Origin of the sequence: Streptomyces coryli, from assembly GCF_011044975.1 — a bacterium.
In the GTDB taxonomy this organism is placed as follows: domain Bacteria; phylum Actinomycetota; class Actinomycetes; order Streptomycetales; family Streptomycetaceae; genus Streptomyces; species Streptomyces coryli.
The window spans coordinates 1-5,733 of sequence record NZ_JAAKZV010000366.1 but is presented as its reverse complement, the minus strand read 5'-3'; the positions used below and the strand labels follow the sequence as shown (position 1 = coordinate 5,733).

At 72.7% G+C, this 5,733-nt stretch carries 5 protein-coding genes; 2 read left to right on the top strand and 3 right to left on the bottom strand.

Annotated features, from left to right (window positions below; translation table 11 throughout):
* On the top strand, positions 1-224 hold a 224-nt coding region (locus G5C51_RS39380; protein ID WP_165245307.1), incomplete at its 5' end, for an alpha/beta hydrolase.
* Here the strand turns inward: G5C51_RS39380 and G5C51_RS39375 are convergent.
* On the bottom strand, positions 122-1,387 hold the full coding sequence (locus G5C51_RS39375) for an MFS transporter (RefSeq protein ID WP_165245306.1): 1,266 nt from the start codon (positions 1,385-1,387) through the stop codon (positions 122-124). The two genes, G5C51_RS39380 and G5C51_RS39375, sit on opposite strands and share 103 nt — an antisense overlap.
* 86 nt (positions 1,388-1,473) lie before the next feature.
* Positions 1,474-2,070, bottom strand: coding sequence for a TetR/AcrR family transcriptional regulator (locus tag G5C51_RS39370; RefSeq protein WP_165245304.1), 597 nt, complete (start codon positions 2,068-2,070; stop codon positions 1,474-1,476).
* Between the two features lie 103 nt (positions 2,071-2,173).
* Here G5C51_RS39370 and G5C51_RS39365 point away from each other — a divergent pair, with 103 nt between their 5' ends.
* Entirely contained in the window at positions 2,174-2,803 is a 630-nt protein-coding gene (locus G5C51_RS39365) for a GNAT family N-acetyltransferase (protein WP_165245302.1), read from the top strand.
* 6 nt (positions 2,804-2,809) lie between these two features.
* Here G5C51_RS39365 and G5C51_RS43885 read toward each other — a convergent pair whose 3' ends face one another.
* Complete coding sequence (locus tag G5C51_RS43885) at positions 2,810-5,608, bottom strand: AAA family ATPase (protein ID WP_165245300.1); 2,799 nt, start codon at positions 5,606-5,608, stop codon at positions 2,810-2,812.
* Between the last annotated feature and the right edge of the window lie 125 nt (positions 5,609-5,733).

Genomic DNA, 5,733 nt, shown 5'->3' with positions numbered 1-5,733 from the left:
TCGCCGACCCGACCGACCTCCCCCCGGTGCTCCTCTTCGCCGGCACCGGCGAGACCCTCCTCGACGACGCCACCACCTTCGCCGCCCGCGCCGCCCAGGCCCAGGTGCCGGTGGAGGCGCATTACGTGCCCGACGTCCCGCATGTGTGGCCGGTGCTGCTGGCCGATGACGCGAGGGCGGCGGCGGTGCTTGCCCGCGTGGCCGGCTTCCTGGCCGACGCGTAGCCGATCGCGGTGGATGTGCCGCGCCGCCGCGCCAGTTCGGGGACCAGGGAGAGCAGCCCGAGCACGGCCAGCGCCGCACCCAGCCACAGCGGCGAACGCAGGCCGAAGAGACCCACGAAGAGCCCGCCCACCGACGACCCGATGATGATGCCGAGGGTGATGAAGGAGGAGTGGACGGTGTTCACGAGCGGGCCCGCGTTGCCGGTCCGCTGGACGCGGGTGGCCATCGCCGGGTTCATCGTGACGCCGACCAGGCCGATGCCCATCATCAGGATGACGGCGGCCACCCCGACATCGGCCAGGAGCGCGAAGCCGGTCAGGAACACGGCGTTGAGGGCCAGCCCGACGACCTGCACGCCGACATTACGGCGGTCCGCGAGCCGCCCGACGACCGTATTGCCGATCACGGTGGCGGCGCCGTAGGCGATGAGCAGGACAGGAACGGTATCCGCGCCGAAGCCGCTGACCTCGGTCAGGATGGGATTGAAGTAGGAGAAGGCGGCGAACGTCGCGCCGATGATGAGCGTGCTCGTCGACAGCACCAGCCACAGCCGGGGCTTACGGAGGACCCGCACCTCCTCGCGGAACGTACCTCCGGCCGTCGCACCCGCCGGCCGGTCCAGCCGCGGAACGGCCGCCATCGTGACCACCGCCGCGACCACCGTGAGCACCGTGATCGCCCAGAACGCCGCGCGCCACCCCAGCCGACCGCCGATGAAGGTGGCCATCGGCAGACCCAGCAGCGTCCCGAGCATGAGCCCGTTCATCGCCACCGCGATGGCGCGGCCCCGGACTTCCTCGCGGGTGACGGTGGAGCAGACGGAGATGGCGACGCCGAAGAACGCCTGCGTCGCGATCCCGGTGATGATCCGCGCCGTCATCATGACGCCGTAGGTGGTGGCCGTGGCGGCCAGGACGTTCCCGGCGAGGAAGACGGCGAAGAGAATCAGCAGTGCCGGCTTCGGGCGCAGCTTCATCACCGCGACGGTCAGGAAGGGGCCGCCGACGGCCATCGCGACGGCGAACGTGGTGATGAGGTAACCGATCTGCGGGATGGACGCGTTGAGCCCTTGGGCCATCTGCGGCATCAGCCCGGCGACGACGAACTCGCTGGTCACCATGGCGAAGATGCCGAGTGCCAGGACGTATACGGCGCGTGGCATGAGGGGGAACCTCCTTCGTTTTGTACGGATCGTTTCAAAACCAGGGCATGCGAAAGCCCGGGTCGGTGGTGGTGGCGTACGGACGGTCAGGTGGTGAGGGAATCCAGGGCGCAAGCTGCGATGCCCTCGAGGTCGGCGCGATCGGCCCCGTTCTGCGCGGATACGCGCATGCCGGCGATGGTGGCGTTGAGGAAGCGCGCGAGCTCCTCGGGCCGCCGCGTACGGGAGAATTCCCCCGCCCGCTGCCCCGCCGCGATGACGTCGCGGAGGCTCACCAGCCGCCGCTCCAGGTCGCGTTGGAGTAGTGCGGCCACGTCGGGATCACGGCCCGCCAGCTCGGTGCTGCTGTTGACGCCGAGGCAGCCGAGTCCGCGCCCTTCCCGCCGGTTGCCTTCCTCGATGTCGACGACGGAGGCGAACAGCGCCCGCAACCGCTCGGTCGCCGAGAGCCCGGCATCCTCCAAGGTGGCGAGCTGGCCGCCCGCCATCGTGTCCAGGTAGCGCCGCAGCGCCTGCATGAACAGCGCATGCTTGCTGGCGAAGGTGTTGTAGATGCTGCTGCGCCCCAGCCCGGTCGCCTCGCACAGGTCCTGGGTCGAGGCCGCTTCGTACCCCTTCTCCCAGAACAGCCGCATGGCGGCCTCAAGGGCGCGCTCCTCGTCGAACATCCTCGGTCGTGCCATGCGGGGCAGCGTAGCAGGTTTTAGACCGATCGATTCAATACGGATCGGCAATTTTCGCTGTAAGGTTCGCTCAGCTGGAGCGACTATTACTCGGGAGGCTGCAATGGCGGCGGACACGGTCAGGACCTGGGTGGCCGGATGGGCGGTCTCGCGGGGGACCCCGGCACCGGTGGAGAAGCCATGGGGGTACTTCATCGAGGTCGCCGGACGGCCGGAGGAAGTAGGCCGGCATGTGCTCCCCGAGACGGACGAAGCGCTGGTACGCAGCGCCGCCGCCTCGGTGACCGCCCCACGGACCTGGATCAAGGCCCCCGCGGAACCGGAGCTCGTCGAGCCCTGGCTCCCTGCGGGGTGGGTGCGGGAGGAGTCGGGCTATCTCATGGCGACCGACCTCACGACGACGCACCCCGTCGCACCCGAGGGCTACAGCGCCGCCATCGAGAGCGTCGGCGACGTCCGATACGTACGGGTGCTGCACGCCGATGGCACCCTGGCGGCCCAGGGGCAAATGGCACTCGTAGGAGAGGCCTCGATCGTCGACCGGGTGATAACCGACGAGGCTCATCGCCGCCGCGGCCTAGGCCAGTTCGTCATGCGCCTGCTCGCCGACCACGCCCTCCAAGAGGGCGCCCGCCTCGGCGTACTCGGCGCAACCCCCGCCGGCCGCGCCCTGTACGAAACCCTCGGCTGGAAACAACGCGCCACCCTGGCGGAGTTCGTCTACCGCCCCTGACCGGTCTTACGCCCCTGCGGCATCCAGCGGCAGCGCGGCGAGCTCGCCCCGCGAGGCCACCCCCAGCTTCGGGTACGCCTTGTACAGGTGGTGCCCCACCGTGCGCGGGCTCAGGAAGAGCTGTGCCGCGATCTCGCGGTTGGTCAGGCCCTGGGCGGCGAGGCGGGCGATCTGCAGCTCCTGCGGGGTGAGGAGGGAGGCCGCTTCCGGGGGCCGGGTTTCGCCGTCCTTCAACGTGAGGCCGGTCGCGGCCAGTTCGGCGCGGGCGCGGTCGGACCACGGGCGGGCGCCGGTGCGGTCGAAGACCGTCAGGGCGGCGCGGAGATGTTCGCGTGCCTCCGCTTTGCTACGGGCCCGGCGGAGCCACTCGCCGTAGAGGAGCTCGGTGCGGGCGTGTTCGAAGGGGCGGCTGTCGCGTTCGTGGCTGCGCAGGGCGGTGGCGTAGTGCTCGCCGGCTCGTTCGCCGGTGGTCAGCAGCGCCCGGCAGCGGTGCAGGAGCGCGTCGGTGGCCGGGCGGTCGATGCGGCGGGCGACGGCCTCGAAGCGGGCGAACGGTGCGGTGGCGCGGTCGGGTTCGGCGCAGCGGACGGCGGCCTCGATCAGGTCGGGGGCGCTGCGTTCGCCCGGGAGCTGGTGCCGGCCGGTCCCGAGGCCGAGCGCCTCCAGCCGGCGCAGCGCCGCCGCCGGCCGGCCGTAACCGAGATCCAGCAGGCCGAGCGCCCACTCGGCGCGGTGCACGCCGGGCGAGAAGGAGCGGCCGAGGAAGCCGATGCGGGTCTGCCCGGCGTGGGTGCGGCAGCGGTCCTCGTCGCCTTCGGCGGCGGCGAGGTAGGCGAGGACGCCGTTCGCCAGGCTGAACCACTGCCATTGGCCGGTGTCGTGGGCGAGGTCCGCGGCCTCCGTGGCGCTGCCGAGGGCGTCGCGGTGCCGGCCGAGCAGGGATTCGGCGACGGCCACGTGGTAGAGCGCGGCGGGCAGGGCGCCGATCCGGCCTTCCGCCCGGCTCCCGGCGGCGATGCGGTGCGCGAGGTCGTGGGACCAGGTGTCGATGCCCGCGATCATCCCGAGGCCTGAGATGTGCAGCCGGCTGCGTACGTAGTCGAGGGGGGCGGCGCCGGCCGTCGTGACGACGTCCGCCATCGGCGGGAGGTGGTCGGTGGGGCGGCCGGTGACGAGGGAGAGAATCCAGTCCAGTAGGTGGTGCACCGGCAGCAGGTCGTCGGCGGCGGGCAGTTCGAGCGCGTCGAGGTGGCCGGTGACCTGGGCCGCCATGTCCTGGTCTCCCGCGAACCAGGCGTTCCCCGTCGCCTCGATCAGCAGTGCCAGCGGTGCGCTGGGATCGCCGTCGCCCCCCGCCGCGCTCCCGATACGGTCCGCCTCGGCCAGCAGCAGGTCATTGGCGTCGCGCAGCGAACCCGCCCCGGCCTTCGCCGCCGCCCGGGTCCGTACGAGCCGGTGCCGGAGCGCAGGCGCGACGTCCGGCGCCGCCCGCTCGGCGAGGGCGGCGGCGCGGCTCAGCTCGCCGGCCTCGAGCGTGAACTCGGCGGCGAGGGCGAGCCGTCGGCCCCGGGCGGCGGTCTCGGTGGTCAGACTCGCGGCCCGTTCGAAGGCGGCGGCAGCGGCGGCGTGGCCGTTGCGCTCGGCGGCTTGGGCGGCGGCTCGTTCGAGCTCGGCGGCGGCGTGTTCGTCCGGACCGGTGGCGGCTCTGGCCAGGTGCCAGGCGCGGCGGTCGGCGGGTCCGGTGTCGGCGAGCGCCCGGTGCACGCGCAGCCGGTGGTCGGGACGGGCGCCGCGGTAGACGGCGGCGCGGACGAGGGGATGCCGGAAGGTCAGCTGCCGGCCCGCCTCGTCCAGGTGGACCAGGCCGGCGTCCAGGGCGGGGGAGAGGTCCGCGAGACCGGCGGACAGGTTCTCGGTAACGGCGGACAGGCCCGTACCGGCGGAAAGGGCGTCGGCACCAGCAGACAGAGCACGCGCCGCAGCCAGCACAGTGGCCAGCTCCCCGGACTCATCCGCAGCAGCCACCAGCAGCAGCGCCCGAGTGGCCTCCGGCAGCCGCGCCACCTGCCCATGGAAGGCGTCCTGCAGTCGACTCGTCAGCGGCAGTCCCGTGCCATCCCCCTCCGCCGCCAGCCCCACCGGCAACTCGATCAGCGCGAGCGGATTCCCCCGCGCCTCGTCCAGCACCCGATGGCGTACCTCGGGAAGCAACGCCCCACCCCGCTGCGCATCGAGCAGCGCCGCCGCGTCCGCCGGCCCGAGCCGCGGCAGCCGCAGCTCCGGCAACCCCGGCGTGGGAAAGGGCAGTTCCCCGTCCCGTACGGCGAAGACGACCGCGATCGGCTCCGCACCCAGTCGCCGCACCGCGAACAGCAGCGCCTCGGCGGTCGGCCGGTCCAGCCACTGGGCGTCGTCGACCAGGCACAGCAGCGGCCCGTCGTCGGCGAGTTCCGACAGCAGGGACAGCACCGCGAGCCCGATGAGCATGCGATCGGCCGGGGCGGCGGGGCCCAAGCCGAAGGCGCCTTCGAGCGCGCGCTGCTGCGGCGCGGGCAGCCGCGCCAGCTTTCCGAGCGCGGGCCTGAGCAGCAGATGCAGCCCGGCGAACGGCAGCTGCGCCTCGGACTCGATGCCGGTCCCGCGCAGCACGGCCATCGGCGGCGGCGCCTCCGCGGCGGCGTCCAGCAGCGCCGACTTCCCGATGCCGGGCTCGCCGCGGACGACCAGCACGCCGCTCGTAGCGGCGCGGGCGTCCTCGATCAGGCGGGTGAGGGCGGACAGCTCGGCGGACCTTCCGTACAGCACGGCCGCCGCCCCCTTACCTACACCGCCCCCGGCGCCACACCGGAATTCCTTATGCGATGACTGATTCCGGCCGAAGTCATCGTACGTAGCGTTCCAGGAAGCCCCACCCCGAAGTCCCACCACCC